The organism is Croceitalea sp. W27 (assembly GCF_055693185.1).
In genome coordinates this window covers 2,315,340-2,337,420 of the sequence record NZ_CM146327.1, presented here as the reverse complement: position 1 = coordinate 2,337,420, position 22,081 = coordinate 2,315,340, and the positions used below count along the sequence as shown (strand labels likewise).

Annotated in this window: 24 protein-coding genes; 3 read left to right on the top strand and 21 right to left on the bottom strand. The window is 36.2% G+C overall.

Features of this window, described 5'->3' with window-relative positions; all coding sequences use genetic code 11:
* Positions 1-86 precede the first annotated feature (86 nt).
* On the top strand, positions 87-1,040 hold the full coding sequence (locus ACZ1GR_RS10490) for an HU domain-containing protein (RefSeq protein ID WP_472608932.1): 954 nt from the start codon (positions 87-89) through the stop codon (positions 1,038-1,040).
* A 57-nt stretch (positions 1,041-1,097) separates the two neighbouring features.
* The gene (locus ACZ1GR_RS10485; RefSeq protein WP_472608931.1) at positions 1,098-1,610 is read left to right on the top strand and encodes an acyl-CoA thioesterase; all 513 of its coding nucleotides are present in this window, start codon (positions 1,098-1,100) and stop codon (positions 1,608-1,610) included.
* On the opposite strand, the gene ACZ1GR_RS10480 is transcribed toward ACZ1GR_RS10485, so the two are convergent.
* The 8 genes from ACZ1GR_RS10480 to ACZ1GR_RS10445 all read right to left on the bottom strand — a co-directional run bounded on the left by ACZ1GR_RS10480 (position 1,607) and on the right by ACZ1GR_RS10445 (position 9,355).
* The gene (locus ACZ1GR_RS10480) at positions 1,607-2,830 is read right to left on the bottom strand and encodes a murein hydrolase activator EnvC family protein (RefSeq protein ID WP_472608930.1); all 1,224 of its coding nucleotides are present in this window, start codon (positions 2,828-2,830) and stop codon (positions 1,607-1,609) included. The genes ACZ1GR_RS10485 and ACZ1GR_RS10480 overlap by 4 nt on opposite strands.
* Before the next feature lies 1 nt (position 2,831).
* Positions 2,832-3,614: a lipoprotein insertase outer membrane protein LolB1 gene (gene lolB1 / locus ACZ1GR_RS10475; RefSeq protein WP_472608929.1), complete on the bottom strand. Its 783-nt coding sequence runs from the start codon at positions 3,612-3,614 to the stop codon at positions 2,832-2,834.
* 1 nt (position 3,615) lies between these two features.
* Complete coding sequence (locus ACZ1GR_RS10470; protein ID WP_472608928.1) at positions 3,616-4,557, bottom strand: tetratricopeptide repeat protein; 942 nt, start codon at positions 4,555-4,557, stop codon at positions 3,616-3,618.
* A gap of 258 nt (positions 4,558-4,815) precedes the next feature.
* Positions 4,816-5,832 carry a sugar nucleotidyltransferase gene (locus ACZ1GR_RS10465; protein ID WP_472608927.1) on the bottom strand — a complete coding sequence of 339 codons (1,017 nt, stop codon included), beginning with the start codon at positions 5,830-5,832 and terminating at the stop codon, positions 4,816-4,818.
* Positions 5,833-5,933: 101 nt separating this feature from the next.
* Positions 5,934-6,368 carry a dUTP diphosphatase gene (dut, locus tag ACZ1GR_RS10460; protein ID WP_472611813.1) on the bottom strand — a complete coding sequence of 145 codons (435 nt, stop codon included), beginning with the start codon at positions 6,366-6,368 and terminating at the stop codon, positions 5,934-5,936.
* Between the two features lie 93 nt (positions 6,369-6,461).
* The gene (locus ACZ1GR_RS10455; RefSeq protein ID WP_472608926.1) at positions 6,462-7,154 is read right to left on the bottom strand and encodes a DUF6090 family protein; all 693 of its coding nucleotides are present in this window, start codon (positions 7,152-7,154) and stop codon (positions 6,462-6,464) included.
* A 145-nt stretch (positions 7,155-7,299) separates the two neighbouring features.
* On the bottom strand, positions 7,300-8,766 hold the full coding sequence (locus ACZ1GR_RS10450) for a lipopolysaccharide biosynthesis protein (RefSeq protein WP_472608925.1): 1,467 nt from the start codon (positions 8,764-8,766) through the stop codon (positions 7,300-7,302).
* Between the two features lie 103 nt (positions 8,767-8,869).
* The gene (locus ACZ1GR_RS10445; RefSeq protein ID WP_472608924.1) at positions 8,870-9,355 is read right to left on the bottom strand and encodes a hypothetical protein; all 486 of its coding nucleotides are present in this window, start codon (positions 9,353-9,355) and stop codon (positions 8,870-8,872) included.
* Positions 9,356-9,485: 130 nt separating this feature from the next.
* Between ACZ1GR_RS10445 and ACZ1GR_RS10440 the strand changes: the two genes are divergently transcribed.
* On the top strand, positions 9,486-11,132 hold the full coding sequence (locus ACZ1GR_RS10440; protein ID WP_472608923.1) for a sulfatase family protein: 1,647 nt from the start codon (positions 9,486-9,488) through the stop codon (positions 11,130-11,132).
* Between the two features lie 21 nt (positions 11,133-11,153).
* Here the strand turns inward: ACZ1GR_RS10440 and ACZ1GR_RS10435 are convergent, their stop codons facing one another.
* The 13 genes from ACZ1GR_RS10435 to porW form a co-directional block, all read right to left on the bottom strand.
* Positions 11,154-11,714: a hypothetical protein gene (locus tag ACZ1GR_RS10435; protein ID WP_472608922.1), complete on the bottom strand. Its 561-nt coding sequence runs from the start codon at positions 11,712-11,714 to the stop codon at positions 11,154-11,156.
* Positions 11,707-12,201, bottom strand: coding sequence for an RNA polymerase sigma factor (locus ACZ1GR_RS10430; RefSeq protein WP_472608921.1), 495 nt, complete (start codon positions 12,199-12,201; stop codon positions 11,707-11,709). Before ACZ1GR_RS10430 ends, ACZ1GR_RS10435 begins: the two co-directional genes overlap by 8 nt.
* Before the next feature lie 19 nt (positions 12,202-12,220).
* Positions 12,221-13,045: an alpha/beta fold hydrolase gene (locus ACZ1GR_RS10425; protein WP_472608920.1), complete on the bottom strand. Its 825-nt coding sequence runs from the start codon at positions 13,043-13,045 to the stop codon at positions 12,221-12,223.
* 118 nt (positions 13,046-13,163) lie between these two features.
* Complete coding sequence (gene atpG / locus ACZ1GR_RS10420) at positions 13,164-14,021, bottom strand: ATP synthase F1 subunit gamma (RefSeq protein ID WP_472608919.1); 858 nt, start codon at positions 14,019-14,021, stop codon at positions 13,164-13,166.
* A gap of 64 nt (positions 14,022-14,085) precedes the next feature.
* The gene (gene atpA, locus ACZ1GR_RS10415; RefSeq protein ID WP_472608918.1) at positions 14,086-15,666 is read right to left on the bottom strand and encodes a F0F1 ATP synthase subunit alpha; all 1,581 of its coding nucleotides are present in this window, start codon (positions 15,664-15,666) and stop codon (positions 14,086-14,088) included.
* 2 nt (positions 15,667-15,668) lie between these two features.
* Positions 15,669-16,208 (bottom strand): ATP synthase F1 subunit delta, encoded by a 540-nt coding sequence (gene atpH / locus ACZ1GR_RS10410; RefSeq protein WP_377767533.1) that lies wholly within the window; start codon positions 16,206-16,208, stop codon positions 15,669-15,671.
* A 90-nt stretch (positions 16,209-16,298) separates the two neighbouring features.
* A complete protein-coding gene (locus tag ACZ1GR_RS10405) occupies positions 16,299-16,793 on the bottom strand; it encodes a F0F1 ATP synthase subunit B (protein WP_472608917.1) in 495 nt (164 codons plus the stop codon).
* 81 nt (positions 16,794-16,874) lie between these two features.
* The gene (gene atpE, locus ACZ1GR_RS10400) at positions 16,875-17,084 is read right to left on the bottom strand and encodes an ATP synthase F0 subunit C (RefSeq protein WP_377767535.1); all 210 of its coding nucleotides are present in this window, start codon (positions 17,082-17,084) and stop codon (positions 16,875-16,877) included.
* 21 nt (positions 17,085-17,105) lie between these two features.
* Complete coding sequence (gene atpB, locus ACZ1GR_RS10395) at positions 17,106-18,197, bottom strand: F0F1 ATP synthase subunit A (RefSeq protein WP_472608916.1); 1,092 nt, start codon at positions 18,195-18,197, stop codon at positions 17,106-17,108.
* An 85-nt stretch (positions 18,198-18,282) separates the two neighbouring features.
* The gene (locus ACZ1GR_RS10390) at positions 18,283-18,681 is read right to left on the bottom strand and encodes a hypothetical protein (RefSeq protein ID WP_472608915.1); all 399 of its coding nucleotides are present in this window, start codon (positions 18,679-18,681) and stop codon (positions 18,283-18,285) included.
* 4 nt (positions 18,682-18,685) lie between these two features.
* Complete coding sequence (locus ACZ1GR_RS10385) at positions 18,686-18,922, bottom strand: AtpZ/AtpI family protein (RefSeq protein ID WP_472608914.1); 237 nt, start codon at positions 18,920-18,922, stop codon at positions 18,686-18,688.
* A complete protein-coding gene (locus ACZ1GR_RS10380; RefSeq protein WP_472608913.1) occupies positions 18,900-19,331 on the bottom strand; it encodes a bactofilin family protein in 432 nt (143 codons plus the stop codon). Before ACZ1GR_RS10380 ends, ACZ1GR_RS10385 begins: the two co-directional genes overlap by 23 nt.
* Before the next feature lie 5 nt (positions 19,332-19,336).
* A complete protein-coding gene (porW, locus tag ACZ1GR_RS10375) occupies positions 19,337-21,853 on the bottom strand; it encodes a type IX secretion system periplasmic lipoprotein PorW/SprE (RefSeq protein ID WP_472611812.1) in 2,517 nt (838 codons plus the stop codon).
* Between the last annotated feature and the right edge of the window lie 228 nt (positions 21,854-22,081).

Here is a 22,081-nt window from a genome sequence, read left to right as displayed (position 1 = left end):
TTTCCACAAAATACACAAAATAGAATGTTAATAAAAAGTTATCTAGGCTATTTTCTACTCCTTCAAATTTTCTAATATTTGCTCCAATGCGAACCGAACACTATATAAAGGAATTACTTTACAGATATAACTGTGTGGTTGTGCCAGAGTTTGGAGCCTTTTTGGCCCATACAGCTTCTGCACGTATTGATTCGGTATCCAACACTTTACATCCACCAACAAAAGTGATTTCATTCAATCAACAGCTTTCTAAAAACGATGGTTTGTTGGTCTCGCATATATCAAAGGCAAAAAAGCTTTCGTACGAAGACCTTCTTGAAGAAGTAATCACAACTTCAAAAAGTTGGAAAGAACGTTTACAAAATGGCGAAAGTATTGACTTGCACGGTGTGGGAAAATTATCGATGAACACCGAGCAAAAGATTCAATTTGAGCCTGAAGAGAAAATAAATTATTTGGCTTCCTCATTCGGACTTTCTGCTTTCTCTGCCGCACCTGTTCTTAGAGAAACATTAAAAGAAGAGGTTGAAATATTGGAAGAAAAGGTTCCCTTTATAATTACGCCAGAAAAACGTAAAGAATCCTCCTTTAGGCCTTTACTAAAATACGCAGCGGTATTTTTACTGCTTTGTGCCACGGGTGTTACGGGATATCAATTTTACAACCAGAATTTAGAGAAGCAAGAACTGGTTGAAAAAGAAGCCCAAAGAGAGGTCTCAAGACATATTCAAGAAGCAACTTTTTTTGATACTACACCTTTGGAACTTCCAGCATTGAGTATCAAAATTGATAAAAAAGAAGTTGTTACAGGTCCGCAACATCACATTATCGCAGGAGCTTTTCGTGTTAGGGAAAATGCCGACAAAAAAGTAAAACAACTTGAAAAATTGGGCTACAGCGCCCAATACATTGGGGCGAATAAATTTGGTCTGCATCAAGTAGCTTATTCTAGTTTTAGTGATTCACGTGAAGCGCTTCGTTTTCTTCGAAAAATTAAACGTACCGTATCAAAAGATGCGTGGATGCTTTCAGAGAAATAGTAATTCTTTCTTTATTCCCGAAGTACACTTCAATATCTTTGTTCAAAATTTACTTTCATGCGTCCTAAAAACCCTAGTGAATCGCGAACTATAATGACGGATATGGTTTTGCCCAGTGAAACTAATCCCTTAAATAATCTTTTTGGAGGAGAACTGCTTGCTAGAATGGATAGGGCTGCGAGTATCGCAGCAAGACGCCATAGTCGAAGAATTACGGTTACCGCATCGGTGAACCACGTAGCTTTTAACCGTTCTGTACCCTTAGGGAGTGTAGTTACTGTGGAGGCCGCCGTTTCAAGAGCTTTTAAGACCTCAATGGAAATCTATATTGATGTTTGGATGGAAGATCGCTTTACGGGTGAGAAGACCAAGGCCAATGAAGCTATTTACACTTTTGTTGCCGTTGACGATACGGGTATCCCTACCGAAGTACCCTCTTTAGAACCTGTTACGGAACAAGAAAAAGAACGTTTTGATGCCGCCCTTAGAAGAAAACAGTTGAGTTTGGTATTAGCAGGCAAAATGAAGCCCAACGAAGCAACAGAATTACGCGCGCTTTTTATGGATTAAAGCTGATAGATCCAGTTTTCAGGATTTAGTCTTTTGGTATCTTGGTACAAATAGAACTTTAAACTTGTCGCGCCACTGAACCGATTGGTATAAATTTCACCCAAAGCTTCTTTCGCAGCTACTTTATCCCCTTTTTGCACATAAATTTTAGAGAGGTTGTAATACATGCTTATGTAATTACCGTGTCTTAGATACACTCCCTTTACTCCCATTTTATTCGTGAAAATGGTAATAACCTCACCTTCAAAAATAGCCCTTGCCTGTCCTCCCTTATCCGTAGTAATTGTAACGCCATTGTTTTGGTGTTTTATCCCTGGGTAAATTTTATCGGCATACACCCCAAAGCCTTGACTTTTAATTCCTTTTTCGACTGGCCATATCAACTTGCCTTTATTGGAAGAGAAATTATTGGCAATGAGCTTCGCCTCTGGAGTTAAGGCAAAGGTGGTTGTATTGTTACTTCCTGATTTCTTATTTGATGATGCAATGGCCGAACGAATCAATTTTTCTATTTCCCTATCGATTCTTCGCGATTCTTTTTTCTTTTTATCTATAGCCTGGGTGTATTTAGACTCGTTCTGCTTGATTGTTTTGAGCAAAGCTTGTTGAGCGCCTATTTCTTTTGATAAATCGTTTTTAGCCCTTCTATTTTCGGCGAGTAACTGGTCTTTTATTTTTCGTTGTTCGACCAAATCTTTGTTTAAGGTCGATAATTCTTCCGTCTTGGCCTCGATACTCTCACCTTGTTGCTTGCGATGCTTCGTATATTGCTTCATATACTGTAATCGCTTAAATGCTTGAAAAAAGTTGTCTGCGGAAAGCAAAAACATCAGCCGGTTATTCTGTGTTTTATTTTGATATGATTTCCGAATCAGCTGTGCGTAGTCATCTTTTAACAGCTCTAAATCTTCACGAAGCTTACCGATACTTCGCACATTGGCATTAATCTGTCTATTTAAAAGATTTGATTGCTGATTGGTTACCCTAATAAGCTCTTGGCGCACATTTATCTTTCTATCTAGGGCATCCATCTGTTCAAGAACATTGCCTTTCTCCTGTTTCTCCTCGGAAAGCAGCCTATTCATTTCACGAATTTCCTTTTGAAGTTTGGCACGTTTGGCTTCTAAAGCTTTTTGCTGGCTGGTCTGCGCATTTAGTCCCACAGAAAAGAGTAAGGCAACTACTAAAAATACGATATGGCAGCCAAGTAGTTTTCTCATATCACTCTAAAACTATCTCTTCAAAACCTTTCGGTATTTTATATGGAAAATTCAATTGTTTGCCAAACTCAATGCCCCTATAAGATAGGTCTATCTTGGTTGTATCGTCCTTATTTATTGCTTCAATAGCTATGGTGGTAGGAAGCACTTTTGTGTCTACATCTTGGTATTGATAGTTCATTTTCAAAATCCTATTTTCCCAAGGCTGTGATAATTCTTGCGCGGCTACTTTAAAGTTCTTGGGTTCTAAAAAGAAAACGATCTTGAATAGATCATTCAGCTTTTTTGGTTCAAGGCGATATTTGGCATCAACTATTTCAGAAGCGTATTTTTCAGTTCTTAAATCTAAAACTGCATTGCCAAGCAATAGATTCTGAACCTTTGAAAAGTCCAGATCGGTACCCAATAAATTACTGAGATAAGAAAAGTCGCCATCAAAATATTCATTTTGCAATTTGTTGTAGAAAGAGACCCTGTTATTTGTAATTATTGCTTTTACAACAGGAATTGGAGAACTACTGATCCAAATTATACTGTCTTTTTGCATTCTAAGATTAACCGTAAAACCTTGAGAAGATTTTCCATCATCATAGTCAATCTTTATTCTACCACTTAGGGTCTGAAAGTCCAATTCATTCTGATAATGATTCGAGATAACCCTTTTAGTAGTCAACGACTCATCAACCTCGCCTGCAGCTATTGTTTTGGTCGATTTACACGAAGCAATAAAAACCAAAAGCGATACCAAACCTATTCTTTGTAGTATTTTAAAGGTGATGTTCATTCTAAAATCCTGGTTTTATCTTACTAAGGTACAGATTTGCCTTTGAAAAATTACTCATCTTGGTGCAGGCATCCGCTAGGGTTTGATATATTTTGTTTGCCAACGGGATATCGTCGAAAAGGTAGTCTAAAGCACTTTCTAAAACCTCTATGGCCTGACTGTTTTTATTATTCTTATGAAGTGATAACCCATATGCATAGTAAAAATAGGGCTGTAATGGATACGCTTCTACCGCATCTCTAGCGTTATTCTCAACTATTCGGTATTGCTCTAACTTCAGTTGGTTCTTAATGTTCATTTCCAGACCTTTTGAAGTGGGTTCACTCGCAACAATAAAGGCACTTGTGGATTTTACTTGGGCATTTTGCTTGTTTTTATTATTGGCATCATCTATTCTAGCCAATAAATTATCTTTAAAAGTAGATTTTTTTATACCTTTCAGTATATCAATGGCGTTTTGATATTGTTTCTTTCTGAAATAGATTAAAGCGAGGTTTTTTTGAAGGTCAACGTTGTCAAAAGGCAATGTAAATTTAACCTCATCCATCGTGCTGGATTGTTTTTCCAATAAGGTGAAAAGTGTGTCTAAATACCAATAATTTTCTGGTTCTGAGATGATGCTTTCAACAGCATATTGTTGCCCCAAAATATATTTTTTATCTAAAAGATAGGCTTTTGCCAACTCATGGTTTATGACATTATTCTCGGGTTGCAGCCTTTTACATTCTAGAAAAAGGTTAATGGAGCGGTCATAGTTTTGAATTCCCTTTTGTTTTAGCGCCTCAAAGAATTTTTCTTGAAACTCATCGGTATATTCCTCTAGAAAAACTTCGGCACTTTCCTCTTCTTCAATGATTTTAGAAGGTTCTTCTTGGGCGCAGGCAATTTGTAACGCGCAAATGCACATTAAAATAAATCCTATACAAAAGATTATGTTTTTCATAAGTGTTATTACCCTTCGGCTGCGCTCAGGGCGACAAATCATTATAAATTTTTTTCATTTTATACACCCTTAAAGTCCCCTCAAGGGGACAATCTTGATTATCACCTATGCAAAAGGAGACCATCTAAAAAGTTATCGAAATCCATTTTGTCAAGTTGAGCTTGTCGAAACTGAAATAGATTATCAGTAAGTTAAAATATTTCGACAGGCTCAATATGACAATGAACTCAATTTTTAGACAACTTCTTAAGGAGAGACTTACTCTAACACCGAATAATCACCAATACTAATGGTTTCAAAATTACCATTGTATTTTACATGATTCCCAATCATAGCATTGTCCAAATTAGCATTTTTGATAGTAGTATGACTTTGGATTATACTATTTTTAACGGTTGAGTCTTCAATTACTGATTCTGCGCCAATCGATACAAAAGGACCAATAGTAGTGTTTTTTAAGACTACATTTTCGCCAATAAAACAAGGTTCTATAATATTTGCATTCTCCTTTTTAACGGAAGTCGAAATCATGTTTTCTCCATCTTTCTCTAAAAAGCCTAACATGCGTTGATTGGTTTCGACAGTTACCTTTTTATTTCCGCAATCCATCCACTCATCTACTTGCCCTGTAACGAATCTTTTTCCATCTGCCATCATGCGCTTAATACCATCGTTTATTTGATATTCGCCACCGTTGATTACATTGTTATCTAAAACATATTGCAACTCCGTTTTAAGTGCTCCAACATCTTTAAAATAGTAGATTCCGATAACCGCTAAATCTGATACAAATTCTTCTGGTTTTTCTACCAGTTCCACAATCTCATTAGCATCATTCAGTTTAACAACGCCAAAAGCTTCCGGTTGGTCAACTTGTTTTACCCAAATAACGCTGTCCGCATCTTTATCTAGATTAAACTCCGCTCGTATTAGAGTATCTGCATAAGCAATTACCGCTGGCCCACTTAATGAAGGTTTAGCGCTCATTATAGCGTGCCCAGTGCCCAAGGGTTGGTCTTGCCTATAAATAGAAGCCTTTGCGCCTAATTCTTCGGCTAAAGCCGTTAAACTTGCTACAACATCATCTCCAAAAAAGGCAGGGTCACCAAGAATAAAAGCTACTTCTTCTATTGGTTCGCCAAGCACCTTTGCAATATCGCTCACTAATCGGTGCACAATAGGTTTACCTGCTACTGGAATTAATGGTTTTGGAACCGTTAAACTATGTGGTCGTAATCTTGAGCCTCTGCCGGCCATTGGTACTATTATTTTCATAAAACTGCCTGCAAAACAGGTATCTTTTAGTTAGTATTTATTTTCAATTTAGGTTTCGCATCTCGACTCCGCTCGATATGACAGCGTAACCTGACATTCCATCACTTAGTGCCTGTCGAACCAAAACCACCTTCACCACGAGAGGTCTCGGACAATTCTGTTACCTCATTCCAATCTGCGCGTTCGTGTTTGGCAATCACCAATTGTGCAACACGCTCGCCATCTTCAATAATAAAATCTTCATTTGATAGGTTTACCAAAATAACGCCTATCTCACCGCGATAATCCGCATCCACTGTTCCCGGGGCGTTAAGCACCGTAATGCCTTTTTTAGCCGCCAAACCGCTTCTAGGTCTAACCTGAGCTTCAAAGCCAACTGGCAACTCAATAAAAAGCCCTGTTTTTACAATGGTTCTTTCTAAAGGTTTTAACGTTATTGCTTCAGAAATATTGGCTCTTAAATCCATGCCCGCAGAAGCATTGGTTTCGTAATGCGGTAATGGGTGTTTTGATTTGTTGATGATGTTTATTTTCATATTCATTTCTGTCTGTTCAAGCGGAGTCCATAACGATTTTTATGTTCTATAATTCAAATTGACCTCTCGACTCCGCTCGAGGGGACAACTTTATTAATCTTGCTTTTCTATTTCTTCTTCTAATACATTAATGATTGACACCATTTCTTCTCTTAAAACTGGGCCTTCGTCAAAAATAGATTGCATCCAGCCTCTAAGTTGTTGCATGAGTTTATCAAATTCAAAAGATTTAAATAACCTAATATATTTGTCTTTCACTTTTTCCGATTCTAAAATATCTTTTGAATCAAAATTAAAATCTTTTAATGGCTGTTTTAATAGAAAAGGATATAATAGTTGTTTAGAAAACTCTCTCGCTTGATGCTCTTCTTCCTGATAATCTTTTATAAGGTCTTGAATAGTAGCTAATTTGGTTTTCAAACTATCATTAGAGATTAATTCTATTTTGCCTGAGCCGATTACAGAATTATAAATACCTTGAAAGGGGTCAAATGTCCAATTAGCATTTATTGTATTCACTAATGTTACTGAACTATCTGCTGATAGTGTTTGTAATTCTGTAGACATTACATTTTCTATAGCCTTTTTGCGTTTTAATTGACTACTGTAAATAACATCGAATTTTTTTAAGTTTTTACTAAACTCCTGATGAAGGCTTTTCATCACTTTAAGCTCTTCTTTTTTAAGCTCGCGATTGTTATTCCAAGTATTTACTTGTAGTGCCAACAAAATACCTATCATAACTAGAACAATCTCGCCAATGGCATATTTTAAATACTTGCCCAACTTATTCTCATTGAGCGCGCGGTTTCTTATTTTATTGAAGAGTTTTATCATATGTATTTCCCGCAAAAGTGGGAATCTTTAATGTTATTTAACTAATATGCTTCATTTGCACTTCGACTCCGCTCAGTGTGACACTCAGCATATTTTATATTTTTTTATTTAAAAATATCACCTTTAACTTATCACCTTCCAGTTTATAAATGAGAGCCAAAAATACTAAAAGCAGGATGCTGCCCGCAATTAAGTTTCGGTTAAAAACATAAAAGGAAAGTGCAGAAAATACTATTGACAATCCTCCATAAAAGAAAATTTTACGCATGTTATATGGGATGGGGTAATGCTTTCTCCCAAAATAATAAGACAGACTCATCATAGTGCCATAAGCAACTAATGTTGCCATCGCAGAAGCCATATATCCAATCTTAGGAATAAAGATAAAATTGATAAGTAAAGTCAAAATAGCACCTATGGAAGAGATGTATGCGCCATACTTTGTTCTATCCGTTATTTTGTACCATACTGATAGGTTATGGTAAATGCCTAAACAGAAACTGGCTAAAATTATTATCGGCACAATATCCATAGCATCCCAATACGATTCATCACGAACAAATAGTACCTTTAAAATATCGGCAAAAACTACAACTGCAAGTAAAATAAAACTTCCTAAAATGACAAAGTAATTTGTAATCTGTGCGTAGGTTTTCTGAGGGTTTTCTGTTTTCGCGTGACTAAAGAAAAAAGGTTCAATCCCCATTCTAAAAGCTGTGCCAAATAATGTCATAAACAGTGCAAGTTTTAAGCAGGCGGAGTATTTTCCAACTTCACTTCTGGCAATTTGCTCTGGCAATAATTCATCTAATAGAATTCTATTGGAAACTTCATTAATTGTAAAAGCTATCCCAGCAATTAAAACTGGCAAAGAATATTTCATCATCCTAAGCCATAAATCTTTATCGAAATTATAATTAGAACTTACGTAAAGCTTGAGCATTAAAACTAATGTTATGGCACTAGAAATAAGCATTGCAATAAATATGTATGTAATTTCAAAGTCCGGTTTATATAGGGCGCTTAATATCCCTTCTGGATTATTAGCTGCTAATTTTGGCAAAAGCAAAAGGAAGAAAAGATTCAATCCTAAATTGATTGCTACGTTTAGGATTTTAATTATTGCATAATTCATTGGTTTCTCATTGGCCCTTAACCATGCAAAAGGTATAATTACTAATGCATCTAAGGCCAGAATAACAATTGAATATTGAACAAATTTTAAAGGTATTTCTATTACGGTTGATATTCCATGTTGGAATAAAAATGAAACCAATACAAATAAAATGGTGGTCACTAAAATGGAAACTAGAGATGTAGAGACCACTATTTGCTTATTGTCTTTACCGTTATAAAATCTGAAGAAGGCTGTTTCCATTCCATAAGCCAGTAGCACATTGAAAATTGCAAACCATGCGAATATTATTGAAATTTCTCCATAGCCAGCCGTCGCAAGAACACCAGTATATAGTGGAAGCAACAAAAAAGACATCATCCTTGGCAACACCGTTGCCAAACCATAAATTGCTGTTTGCTTAAATAGCTTTTTGAGCGGATTCAATAGAAAACGTGCGTTTAAAAGAAACCCCGAAGTTAAACTTCAGGGCTATATGTTTTCATAAAAGTAGTCATAAACCTTCTTTGTTCAAAAGTAGTGGCTTTAACTATTGATAAAGCAATGGTTTTTTCTCTTTTACACCTTCTATTTTGAAATATTTTATTTGATCACCATCAATATAGCTAACAACACACTCATCCCCTGAAATTTCAAAAGGGAATTTCTCTTGTAATTTTGGGGGCTGATTACCAACTTCTTGTTTAGCGTCTTCGTGCATAATGATATCTTGTTTGTCAGAATTCACCTTCATGAAATTTGCTGTTGCAATCCGGTTACCTTCCCTTGTTTCCATGTTGATATCAGCAATTTTACCTCTAAAAAAAGCTTGTTGCATTTTGATGTTGTCCATTTTATCTGAAAGCACAGGTATTTCCAGTTTTATTCCAGACCCACTTTCAGGCCTACCTCCAGTCCATGATTGACAGGTAGCTTGGCCCATTTCAAAGGGTGCGTTTTTAACCAGTTTTTTTTGTGATGAACATCCTGATAAGGAAAAGACCATTGCTAAGATTGTATAGGTAAAGATTCTCATATGTCTCATTTAACGATTATAAAGATACTAAACCAAAAGTAGTGCCAAAATTCGGTTTTACTCTTTCTCCATTACGATTAATATATTTTATATCTTGTTGTTCTCATATGAACTTCCTTTATCCTCTAAAATGAAAACATCAATTCTAAAAATAGCCTTTTTAGTTATTATTACTGCCCAATTTTCCTGTAAGGAAAAAGTGAAGGAGGTTGCTGTAAAATCTCGCCCCAATATTATTTTCATAATGTCAGATGATCATGCCTACCAAGCCATTAGCGCATATAATAGTCATTTAATTCAAACTCCGAACATCGATAGAATTGCAAAAGAAGGTATAACCTTTACAAACGCCTGTGTTACGAACTCAATCTGTGCCCCTTCTAGGGCGACTATTCTTACCGGCAAGCATACCCATATCAATGGGAAGACAGACAATCGACGGCCTTTTGATACAACACAGGTTACTTTTCCAGAGATATTTCAAAAAGCGGGTTACCAAACTGCTATGTATGGAAAATTACATTTTGGCAATAATCCAAAAGGGGTTGATGATTATATGATTCTACCTGGACAAGGAAACTATATAAATCCCGATTTCATTACAAAAACAGGTGATACTATAAGAAAAGAAGGTTATGTGACCGATGTTATTACAGACTTAACGCTCGAATGGCTAGAAAAGAAACGAGATACTGCAAAGCCATTTATGTTAATGTATCTACATAAAGCACCACACAGACCATGGTGGCCAAGACCGGATAAATTTGAAGAGTATCTGTCTAAAAAATTTCCTGAGCCAACCTCTCTTTTTGATAGCTACGAAAATCGAGGTACTGCAGCAAGAACAGCAGAAATGAACTTGCTCACAGACATGATGTATAACCATGATAGTAAAATTCGCCCAGAACTGACAAAAAAAATGAACCCACTTCCGCTGGTTCCTGAATATGAAGGAGGTTTTGACAAGCCTTATACTGACAGAATCAATGCAGAACAAAAAGTAGCGTACGACCCTATTTTGGATAAAATCAACAAAGATTTTGAAGAAAACTGGCCCAAAATGACCAAAAAAGAGAAAATGAGCTGGAAGTATCAACGCTATATGCAAGATTATTTGGCTTGTGTTTCTTCTGTTGATGATAATGTTGGTCGAGTTCTGGATTATTTAGATGAGAACAAAATGACTGACAATACTATAGTAATTTACACCTCAGATCAAGGGTTTTACTTAGGAGAACATGGTTGGTTTGACAAAAGGTTTATTTATAATGAATCATTTAAGACTCCTCTTTTAATTCGTTGGCCAAATGAAATTAAAGCAGGAATATCTAATGAAGAAATGGTGCAAAACTTGGATTTTGCTCAAACAATGCTAGAAGCTGCACAAATTCAAGCTCCAAATGATATGCAAGGGGAAAGTCTAATGCCCTTATTGACATCTAACTACACAGATTGGACCCGTAATGCGGTATATTACCATTATTACGAATATCCCGCGGTACACCAAGTGAAAAGGCATTACGGCATTGTAACTATTGATTATAAATTGTCCCACTTTTACTATGATATTGATGAATGGGAACTTTATGACCGAAAAAAAGACCCCAATGAAATGAACAATGTCTATAATGACCCAGCTTATACTGAAATAGTTACTGAGCTTAAATTAAAGCTGGATGATTTAAGAGAAAAATATGGTGATTCTGATGAGTTGAACCAAAAATATATCGATATTCATAATGCTAGTAATATTGATTCTCCCTTAAATAAGAAATAGCTTAAAATACATTTTCAAATTTTATTCAGAATCCCTTAAAACTCTCAAATCTTCTAGTTCTTTCTTAATTTGTTTTGTTATAAATAACCCTAATACCAGTAATATCACAATTGAGGATACTACAATATAGTTATAGAAGCCAGTGCTAAGACTAGCTTTAAATAAGGGTAAGAGAATAACGAAACCAATACCATACAGTGTAACTATTAATGGTGTTACAACAAAGTGCACAATTCTTCTTTCCGAATAGTACCTCAACAATTCTTCCTTAAATATTCTGCTATCTCTACCACTATTTATTTTCTTAATATTTTGAATGCTTAAAATCTCAATGATAATACGAACAACCAAACTCCCTATCATAAGCGCCAGACCCAATATAATCCGTTTGTTGTTGTATCCTGAGATATAGAAGAAAAAGCCCACTAAAACCAAACAAGTCGAAAAAAGAACGTAATTAGTTATCTTTTGTTTGTTCTTGATTTTCTCTATTTCTTGCATTAGTATTTGAAACCCATCTTTAGGTGGCCTAATCTCATCCTGCTTATTCCATTTAGATTGTATTTCGTCAAAACTATTCATGATGTACACATTTAGTAAGTTCATTTTTTATACGGTGTATTCTTGTTCTAATAGCCTCATGCTTTATACCGATAACTTCTGCAATTTCCTTTTGTGGAAGCCCTTCTAACACTAGTAAGATAATCGCCTTATTTGTTTCAGAAAGTTTATTGATACAACTATACAAGCTCTCAAACATTTTTTCTCTATCAGCTGTAGGAACTTCTTCCCGTGTTTCAGGAATTGTATCTGCCGCATAAATTTTCACTTTCTTTTTGATTCGTCGTAACTCCGAAAGACATGTGTTTACCGTTATTCTGTAAATCCATGTAGACACTTTGCTGTCATTTCTAAAATCATTTAAATTATCCCAAACCCTTATAAATACCTCTTGAGCAAGATCATTGGCTTCGTCTTGATTACCTGCCAAATATCCAAGACAAAGTCGCATGACTTTATCGTAGTTTGAATGATAAATCTCTTGAAATGTCTTCTGTTTTTCTTTCATTCTTATTTTAAAGCTGCCACTACTTTATCAAAAACCATTCTGGTTTGTCGTACATAATAAAATGTGCAGAATCTTCGGCATACTCAATATTATAGTTTTTTAGCTTCTTATATTGGTTCTCAAACGTCGTTTTTACCATATCTAATCCGTAAGGTTGTGCGGCCCCCAGAATTGTAACAGGAATAGCTATTTTAGCAATATCCTCCCTTAAATCTAGCTTTAACAAGTCTGTATAGCCATAAACATAGGTTTCTCTGTCTGCCTGTAGTATCCAACCTGTTATTTGTTGTTGTTTTTGAATATTTAAGGTCATTCCCAAAGCCATTTGAGCAGCCATGCTTTGAAAGGACACTTTATCCATCTCTAACAATTGTTTGTTCCATGGGCTCTCATAGGCTATCTTTTCGCTGTCAAAGTTAGGAATCATTAGAGCTCCTGTTGATGGTAGTGCATCAACAATGATTAATTTGGAATATGGGTGTTTATAATCGGTTGCCAACCACAATCCTAAGGCACCTCCCAAACTATGCCCAATAATTATGGGGTTTTCAAGCTCGTGTTCTTTAACATATTTGTTGACAGCATCTTTAATTTTGGGCAGCCATGGCTTTTCAATTGGTGTGACATTACCAAAACCGGCAAAGGTAAAAACATGGCACTCGTAATTTTTTGAAAGTTCAACGACTACATCTTCCCATACCGATCCGGTACACGTAAAGCCTGGAAATAATAGAATTGATTCTCCTGTTCCGACTACGTCGACTTCAAATTCTTTGTATTGCCCTTTTACAGAAACTACAATAAATAGTAGGAATAGCATAATTGCTTTTTTAGCTGTCTTCATTTTTTTGAAATTTAGATTGAATTTCCCTTTAGATTCAATTCTCAAAAAATGTTACATCTAAAAACAAAAAAACCTCACATTACTGTGAGGTTCCTAATTTATTTGAAGTAAAAATTATCTAATTATTCAAAGCCTCGGCTCCACCAACAATTTCTAAAATCTCATTTGTAATCGCTGCTTGTCTTGCTTTGTTATAGGTCAACTTCAACTGATCTCTTAACTCAGTGGCATTATCCGTTGCCTTGTGCATTGCTGTCATACGAGCACCGTGTTCACTAGCAAACGAATCACGGATAGCTTTGTACAACTGCGTCTTTAATGATTTCGGAATCAGTTGTTCTACAATCTCTGGCTTTGATGGCTCAAAAATATAATCCGCCGCTCCAGAAGTATCGCCCTCAACCGGGACAATTGGTAAAAACTGTTCCGACATGATGATTTGGGTTGCGGCATTTTTGAACTTATTATACACCAATTCAATTTTATCATACTCCCCTTCTGTAAAACGCTGCATTAGGTTTTCAGCAATAACGGCAACATTATCAAAAGTTAAATCATCATAAACATTACTATGATTAGAAAGTATGTTATTGTTTTTCCCTAGAGCATCGTTAGCTTTCTTCCCAACAGTAATAAAATCTAATTGCTTACCATTGTAAGTTTCTAACAAAACTGAACATTGCTTTATAATATTGGTATTAAAAGCACCACAAAGTCCACGATTTGAAGTTATTGCCACTACCAATACTTTATTGACCTCACGGTTATCAGCATATTTGCTTCCTGCATCCCCATCTAAGCTAGCACTTAAACTCTGTAAAAGTTCAGTTAGTTTATCCGAATATGGTCGCATTGCAGTAATAGCATCTTGAGCTTTTTTCAATTTTGCAGCAGATACCATTTTCATGGCACTAGTAATCTGCATCGTTGAAGAAACGGATGCTATTCTATTTCGTATTTCCTTTAAGTTTGCCATTCTTTAAATTTATTAATTCCTGCTTCTCCTTTGACTGCGCTCAGGATGACAACAGAAATGACAACTAGCTTCTGTACTTTCCTGATAAATCTTTACAAACGGCAGTTAATGTATCTGTAACCTCATCGGTTAATTTACCTGCCTTTAAGGTATCTAAAACACCTCTATGCTTAGCATTTAAGAACTCGATGAAATCTCTTTCAAACTCCTTTACTTTATCAACCGGTACATCGCGCAACAAGTTTTTAGAGCCTGCAAAAATGATCGCTACTTGGTCTTCTACAGTAAAAGGATCATTTTGTGCTTGCTTTAATATTTCAACATTTCTACGTCCTTTTTCAATAACGTTTAATGTAGCTGCATCTAAATCTGAACCGAACTTAGCAAATGCTTCCAATTCACGGAATTGAGCTTGATCTAACTTCAAAGTACCTGCTACTTTCTTCATAGACTTAATCTGAGCAGAACCACCCACACGAGATACTGAGATACCTACGTTAATCGCTGGACGAACACCTTGGTTGAATAAATCTTGCTCTAAGAAAATCTGACCATCCGTAATCGAAATTACGTTTGTTGGTATATATGCAGAAACGTCACCCGCTTGTGTTTCAATAATTGGTAATGCAGTTAAAGAACCGCCACCTTTTACGATTGGCTTTAATGAATCTGGAAGGTCATTCATGTTCTTCGCAATTTCATCATCAGCAATAACTTTAGCCGAACGCTCTAATAATCTTGAGTGTAAATAGAATACATCACCAGGGTATGCTTCACGTCCTGGAGGTCTTCTTAATAATAAGGATACCTCACGGTAAGCAACCGCTTGTTTAGATAAATCATCATAGATAATTAATGCTGGTCTACCTGTATCTCTAAAATACTCTCCAACAGCAGCACCTGCAAAAGGAGCATATACCTGCATTGGAGCAGGGTCAGATGCGTTTGCTGCAACAATAGTCGTATAAGCTAGCGCACCTTTATCTTCTAACGTTTTAGCAATGGCCGCAACAGTAGATGCTTTTTGTCCAATTGCTACATATATACAATATACTGGCTCACCAGCATCGTAAAATTCTTTTTGATTAAGGATGGTGTCAATACAAACAGTAGTCTTACCAGTCTGACGGTCACCAATCACCAATTCACGTTGTCCTCTACCTACAGGAATCATCGCGTCAATCGCTTTGATACCGGTCTGTAATGGTTCATTTACTGGTTGACGGTAAATTACACCAGGCGCTTTACGCTCTAATGGCATTTCATAAGTTTTACCCGAAATTGGACCCTTTCCATCAATAGGTGCTCCTAAAGTATTAACAACACGGCCAACAATACCTTCACCCACATTTATAGAAGCGATACGTTGTGTTCGTTTTACGGTAGCCCCTTCTGTAATTTCCCTTGACGGACCTAACAATACGACCCCAACATTATCTTCTTCTAAATTCAGTACGATACCTTGCATACCGCCATCAAACTCAACTAGTTCACCATATTGAACATTTGCCAAACCGTACACACGTGCAATACCATCACCTACCTGAAGTACTGTACCCACTTCGTCTAGAGAAGCATTTGCTTCGAAACCTGATAATTGCTGTTTTAATATTGCTGAAACCTCAGCTGCTTTTACTCCTGCCATTTTTATAGACTATTTGTAAATTCTCGTTTTAATCCGTTTAGTTTGCTTGCCACACTGGCATCGTATTGTAAATCGCCCACTCTTAGAATGAATCCGCCAACAATACTTTCATCAACCTTATTTTCTATGGTAACCTTATTACCTGTTAGTTTGGTTACCTGTGCTAAAATCTTTTTTTCTAAATCTGCGGTTAAAGGAACCGCTGACGTTACAAAAGCGACATCTTCACCTTTCAATTTTTCATGAAGGATAATGTACTTATAAGCCACTTCTTGAAGCATTTCGATACGCTTGTTTCCTGTTAGTGTGCCGATTAAACCCAAAGTAATTTCGTTGCTTCCTTTGAAGATTTCGTTTAATGCTTTTTTCTTGACCTCACTCTTAACAACAGGACTAGATAGCACATTCTGTAATTCTGTATTCTCAGAAATTACAGCTGCTATATTGCGCATATCTTTTTCAACTTTATCCGCTGCTTTCTTTTCAACAGCGAAGTCTAAAGTTGCTTTTGCATATCGTATGGCCGCTCTAGCTTCGTTCATTTTTTTACGTTTATAAGGTTAGATGTTTATTGGTTTAGCGCATTTTATAAACTCTTAAACCAAAAGCTTTAAACTTCTAAACTCTTTCTTCTAGTTCAATTTGATGTCGCCCAACATATCATCAACTAACTTCAGTTGTTTCTTTTTATCGGACAATTCTTCTTTGATTACTTTTTCTGCGATTTCAACCGAAAGATTTGCGACTTGAGCCTTAATATCAGCAACAGCTGCTTTCTTTTCGCTTTCGATAGCGGCTTGTGCTTGCTTAAGCATTTTATCACCTTCTAGCTTCGCTTGCTCCTTTGCATCGGAAACAATACCTTCTTTTAGTTCTCTAGCCTCTTTAAGCATAGCGTCACGTTCAGCTCTTGCTTCTTTTAAGATTCTTTCATTATCTGCTTGAAGATTTTGCATCTCCTTTTTAGCTTCTTCAGCAGAATCTAAGGCATTTTTTATAGATTGCTCTCTATCACTTACCGCACCGAGGATCGGGCCCCAAGCAAATTTTCTTAAAATGAACAATAAAATTAAAAAGGTAATTGCTGTCCAAAATACCAATCCAAATTCAGGAGTAATTAAATCCATTTCTTTGTTTTTTTAATTTAAATTTTGAAAACTGCAGAACCAACCAACCGTTGCCCCTGCAGTTATACTTTAGGTCTTGTATTAGCCTTGCAAGAAAGCAACAACAACACCGAATAATGCTACCGCTTCAACGAAAGCCGCAAGAATAAGCGCAGAAGACTGAATCTTTCCATGCATTTCTGGCTGACGAGCCATAGCTTCCATAGCTCTACCTCCGATGTTACCAATACCTACACCAGCTCCGATAGCCGCTAAACCAGCACCAATAGCTGCAATTCCAGTAATAGTCATATTTACAAAATTTAAAATTAATTAATGATGTTCTTCTTCTGTTGCCATCCCAAAATAAAGGGCTGACAATATGGTAAAAATATATGCTTGTATTGCCGTTACAATAACTTCTATTACGGTAATGAATAATGAAAATGCTACAGATACAGGTGCGATATAAATTGATTTAAACACAAATATCAACGACATCAAGGCCAAGATAATTACGTGACCTGCTGTAATATTCGCAAAAAGTCGAATCATTAATGAAATCGGCTTTACGAACATCCCTATAATCTCAATTGGCATTAAAAAAATCTTCATGGGTACTGGTACACCTGGCATCCAAAAAATATGTTTCCAGTAATTTTTATTTCCGCTAAAGGTGGTGATGATAAATGTGAAAACGGCAAGGGTACAAGTAAACGCTATATTTCCACTAAGGTTAGCTCCGTTTAAAATTGGAATCAAACCAAAAATATTATTTATCCAAATAAAGAAAAATATAGTAAGTAGATAAGGCATATACCTTTTATATTTATGTTCCCCTATCATTGGTTTGGCAATTTCATCCCTGACAAAAACCACAAGGGGTTCTACAAAACCTGCAATGCCGGTAGGTACGTTACCGTCCGATTTTCTATACCGTCTTGCCGAAGCAATAAAAATAAATAACAAGACTGCAACGGAAACCCACATCATAAAAACATTTCTGGTTACAGAAAAGTTAAGTGGTTTTTTGGCATTTATAGGATGATGCTCGGCGTCAAATTCAACACTTGTGGCACCAGCGTCTAATTGATAAATTTTTTCGTGGAGTTTAACGAACTTTCCGCCATTCGCTTCAACAATTTCATGCCCAGAATCGTCATGATGAAATGCACTTGACATGAAGGTTGTTAAACCATTCTCTGTCCACAAAATTATTGGAAGTGGTATTGAGACAGGTGAACCCTGCCAGTCAAACAAGTGAAATCCGTGTGCGTCTTTTACGTGATGTAAAATCATCTCCTTTGGATCAAACTCTTCATTTTCCCCGTCAGAATCTACCTCATCTTTATCGTAAGCAAAACCTGCAATAGGCAGTGCAAGAAATAATCCTAAAATAATTGCCTTAAAAGTACTTATTTGCATTCGTCCGTCAGATTAAAATACAGCTCTCAAAATTCGCTGCAAATGTACGGACATTATATTAATTGGCAAACAATAATTAATAGGATTATTTGGCCATTAAAAACTGGGCAATTCCATATACTTCAAATGCCAAATATATGAAATAGGGAACGAAAAAATTTAGGGTATCCCCAATCTTTTCTGTAGTGTCAGAAAGAAATAATGGAAGTAAAAAAACGATACTCAAAATCATCTTTAATATCATCAGTAATATGAAGGGATTAAAGACTTGAGTTTTACCATTGGAAAATCTCAAATTAATAGTGGTATAGACCACTAATACTGATATAATGTGGAAAACATAAATATTCCAAAGTGGAATGATAAACGTTTTAGCAGAAAATAAAGCGTTTATTAAATAAATATGTAGCAGGTAAAGAATTGCCGAGCCAATAAGTAACTGAAGCGAAAAAAGTATTTGCCGCTTTTTAAAAGAGTCCTCCATTTATTTACCGTTTAGACATTTTAATAATTCGCCTTATTACGAAGTAAATCGAAATTAAAACAGAAAATAAAGAACATATAAGTGTATAGATAGAATGCTCGTTTGGATATTTATCATCCAAAAGAACACCTATATAAGTACCACCGGCAATTATAGCTATCATCTGGAAGGCGATTCCAGAAAATCGAGCATAGTTATTTAAAGAAGGCTCTCCTTTTTTAGGAGACTTTTGCTGGTTCATTCGCTTTGTTCGCGCCTATTTTATGAGCAGCTCCATTGGCACTTGGTGAAGCGACTCCCTTGCCCATACTGCAAGAGGCATTAAACGTAGCTCCAGGCTCTACTGATAGTTTAGATACATTTACAGTTCCTTCAATCTTAGCGGAAGACTTTAATGAGAGTAATTCAGAAACAAAAAGTTCTCCATCAAAATTACCTTCAATATCGGCATTTACACATTCTACCTTTCCTTTGATCAATCCGTCTTTGCCAATGACTACTTTGCCAGAGGTCTTTACGTTACCGTCTAATTTGCCGTCGATTCTAAAATCGGCCTGTGAGGTAATATTACCTTTTATTACGGTATTCTTTTCAATTCTGTTTGGCTGTCCGCCAAAGCTCTCCATAGGTTTTTTGTTGTCTGAAAACATTTTGCTCACGGTTTTGGGGTTAAAATTTGTGATTTATACTCGTCTATATTCTTATGTACTTGTATGATTTTATAGTTGGATGATAAAATTACAAAATTCTCATCCTTAATGCGGTAATCCTTATTGTTTTTTAAAAGTTCTGCATAGCCAAGGGCAAAGTCCTTAGATTTAAATCCGTGCACAACCACATATTGGTCTTCTAAAGTGTAAATATCTTTAGATATGTTATTCTTGTATTTTAAATCTTTAATGGACTCTTCTAAACGTTTTTTAAGTTTTAATGCGCTTTCATTATCGCTTATTTTGAATGGAAAAACCACCTTCCAATTACCGGTGCCTTTAGAGCCTGTTTCGGGTGAAAACTCTTTTACTGCCAGTTTGGGTAGTTGTTCTGCTACCATTTGTTCGGCCTTCTTCCCTTCAGGATTGTTCGGGTAGGTCAAGGCAACGTAATTCAATGCCTCTTTAAAAGGTTCAAAACCGCGTAGACGACCTATAGCATTTGCCTTGAGCATTTCAAACTTGGGCACAATTGGGTCGCCAGTAAACCTATTGATATACTCTTGTGACTTTGTGATTACGTTTAGAAATTCTTGGTTTTGAAACAACTTATACAGCTCAGTATACTTTTTATCAGGGCTATCTGAACTATCGGATAATACTGCCTGCGGATTTAAAAGAATTTCTGCGTACCGCGAATCTGAATGGTTTTTTATAATGTCTTGCTTGACCGTAGTTGCCAAGGGACTGCCAGATTCCTCATAAATCTTGTATAGGTTATATTTAGATGGAAGTATTAATCTTTCCTCAGGGTTTGAGGCCAAAACTAACTCTAACTTGTCTGCCGCCAACATATTCTCCTTAAACTTTTCCTTATATATTAATCCTAATTGATAGTTGGCGAAATTTCGTTCTGTACGCAGACTATCGATTACCCCTTCATCTGTGGGTATGGCATCCATATAAAAGTCCAGCGAATATTTTTCTTCCGTTGTTGGTTCTTGCGATGGGTCTACCTCAGCTACCAATTCTCCAGTAGCTTCAGAACGCGTGGCTTTTGCTTTATTGCTCCAACGCCAGTCATCTTCTAACTCTCGCTCTCCCCAACGGGTTTTGAACTCGTTTTTACCGTAACCCAAACTTGTTATGTTATAAAAGTAAAATTTACCTTTGTTCTTCTTACCGGCTTTGGTATCCCCAAAAGCAGCAATGCCCTGAGTAGTTCTTTTTTCTTCTTTTAATGTAGCTTCTTCGGCTTTTCTTTTAAGTTCGGCAATATGGGTTTCGAAATAGGTAACGCGCTCTTCAGGAGACATTTCGTAAAGCACAATCACACTATCGGCCTTAAAGACAATATCCTCGTATTTGATAACATCTTCTAAATTATCGAACTTCTTTTTTATGGCGCGATACTTTTTCGTGTTCTCACTCAAATTGGTGAGTACACTATCGTAATAAGCGCCTGAAGCCTTGTATTTATTTTTATCAAAGTTGTATTCTGCTAGGTTTTCATAATTTTTGGCATTCAACTTTTTATCGGTCTCGGTAGCGCGTAACGATTTGTTATAATAGGCCAAAGCCAAACTATCTGAGCCTAAGGCCAAATGGTATTGGGCAATTTCATGAAATATTTTATCTAAAAATGGTCGATTCTCACGGTCTTCTTCTAAATCGGTCAAGTATTCTAGCAGTTCTTCTTTATTACCGTTTGTAATGACCGTGTTCTGTATCTTTTTAAGATGGGCATTAATCATATACACCCGAGGTGATTGCCGGTTCAATGCAATTACTTTATCATAGGCATAATTGGCACTGTCTTTAAAACCTAATTGATTATAAAGTTGACCTATGATAAACAAGTACCGCCCTTTTTCAGCCTTTTTTTTGGTGTAGCCTTGGGCAATTTTTAATTTTTGAATTGATGTGTCCGCCGCCCCCAGGTTCAGATAAGCTTGTGCAAGTACTGCATTGGCATCAGCGTATTCTTGACCCTTAAGCACATCATATTTAAAAAGATTTTTGAGGTTTTTAATGGCCAACTCCGGATTGTCTAATCGCATGTTTGTTTTCTCACGCCAAATTCTAGCCTCATTTAACTTATCACTTTGGGTATATTTTCTAAGAATGTAATTGAAAGATTCTAGTGCAGGGATGTAGCGTTGGTCGAAATAACGTGCTTTTCCTAAAAGAAGAAACGCTTCATCTGTCTGCGGATTGCGCTCTTCGTCTTTAATATCCATACTGTGCTTCTGTATGGCCTTGGTTGCCTTTTCTTCGGCAATGATAAAATTGGGGTTATTGTCTTCAGAATCAAGTTTTATTTCTTCGGTGACCTCTAAGCGCTCTACAGGAAGTACTTCCCAAAAATCATCGCGGTAACTATTGTTCAGTTCTTCACGACCTTTTTCAAAAGCAATATTGCCATTGTACAAGGTATTGTACTTGGTATTTAAGGCATGCCAATTACGATTTATAAAGGCGTCTTTTTTTGTTGAGCATGCTGCAATTAGCATAATCAACATCACTCCCGAAATGATACGATTAAAATAAAACTTCAATGTAAAAATCTTTCCTACGTATCATAACTAAAAAAAGCCCTATTTAGTATAGGGCTTACCGACAAACTACACCTTTAAAATTCAAGAAATATTTTTTGCGTTCTAAAAAACTGTTAAATCTGCTACTATGACTTTTTTTAGCTCTTCAAATTCAGTATTTTAAATTTTAGCATGAGCCTTAAAATGTTTATT

Coding starts and splice junctions, on each gene's coding strand:
- ACZ1GR_RS10490 (WP_472608932.1), top strand. CDS start 87: ATGCGAACCGAACACTATATAAAGGAATTACTTTACAGATATAACTGT.
- ACZ1GR_RS10485 (WP_472608931.1), top strand. CDS start 1,098: ATGCGTCCTAAAAACCCTAGTGAATCGCGAACTATAATGACGGATATG.
- ACZ1GR_RS10480 (WP_472608930.1), bottom strand. CDS start 2,830: ATGAGAAAACTACTTGGCTGCCATATCGTATTTTTAGTAGTTGCCTTA.
- lolB1 (WP_472608929.1), bottom strand. CDS start 3,614: ATGAACATCACCTTTAAAATACTACAAAGAATAGGTTTGGTATCGCTT.
- ACZ1GR_RS10470 (WP_472608928.1), bottom strand. CDS start 4,557: ATGAAAAACATAATCTTTTGTATAGGATTTATTTTAATGTGCATTTGC.
- ACZ1GR_RS10465 (WP_472608927.1), bottom strand. CDS start 5,832: ATGAAAATAATAGTACCAATGGCCGGCAGAGGCTCAAGATTACGACCA.
- dut (WP_472611813.1), bottom strand. CDS start 6,368: ATGAAAATAAACATCATCAACAAATCAAAACACCCATTACCGCATTAC.
- ACZ1GR_RS10445 (WP_472608924.1), bottom strand. CDS start 9,355: ATGAGAATCTTTACCTATACAATCTTAGCAATGGTCTTTTCCTTATCA.
- ACZ1GR_RS10440 (WP_472608923.1), top strand. CDS start 9,486: ATGAAAACATCAATTCTAAAAATAGCCTTTTTAGTTATTATTACTGCC.
- ACZ1GR_RS10435 (WP_472608922.1), bottom strand. CDS start 11,714: ATGAATAGTTTTGACGAAATACAATCTAAATGGAATAAGCAGGATGAG.
- ACZ1GR_RS10430 (WP_472608921.1), bottom strand. CDS start 12,201: ATGAAAGAAAAACAGAAGACATTTCAAGAGATTTATCATTCAAACTAC.
- ACZ1GR_RS10425 (WP_472608920.1), bottom strand. CDS start 13,045: ATGAAGACAGCTAAAAAAGCAATTATGCTATTCCTACTATTTATTGTA.
- atpG (WP_472608919.1), bottom strand. CDS start 14,021: ATGGCAAACTTAAAGGAAATACGAAATAGAATAGCATCCGTTTCTTCA.
- atpA (WP_472608918.1), bottom strand. CDS start 15,666: ATGGCAGGAGTAAAAGCAGCTGAGGTTTCAGCAATATTAAAACAGCAA.
- atpH (WP_377767533.1), bottom strand. CDS start 16,208: ATGAACGAAGCTAGAGCGGCCATACGATATGCAAAAGCAACTTTAGAC.
- ACZ1GR_RS10405 (WP_472608917.1), bottom strand. CDS start 16,793: ATGGATTTAATTACTCCTGAATTTGGATTGGTATTTTGGACAGCAATT.
- atpE (WP_377767535.1), bottom strand. CDS start 17,084: ATGACTATTACTGGAATTGCAGCTATTGGTGCTGGTTTAGCGGCTATC.
- atpB (WP_472608916.1), bottom strand. CDS start 18,197: ATGCAAATAAGTACTTTTAAGGCAATTATTTTAGGATTATTTCTTGCA.
- ACZ1GR_RS10390 (WP_472608915.1), bottom strand. CDS start 18,681: ATGGAGGACTCTTTTAAAAAGCGGCAAATACTTTTTTCGCTTCAGTTA.
- ACZ1GR_RS10385 (WP_472608914.1), bottom strand. CDS start 18,922: ATGAACCAGCAAAAGTCTCCTAAAAAAGGAGAGCCTTCTTTAAATAAC.
- ACZ1GR_RS10380 (WP_472608913.1), bottom strand. CDS start 19,331: ATGTTTTCAGACAACAAAAAACCTATGGAGAGCTTTGGCGGACAGCCA.
- porW (WP_472611812.1), bottom strand. CDS start 21,853: ATGTTGATTATGCTAATTGCAGCATGCTCAACAAAAAAAGACGCCTTT.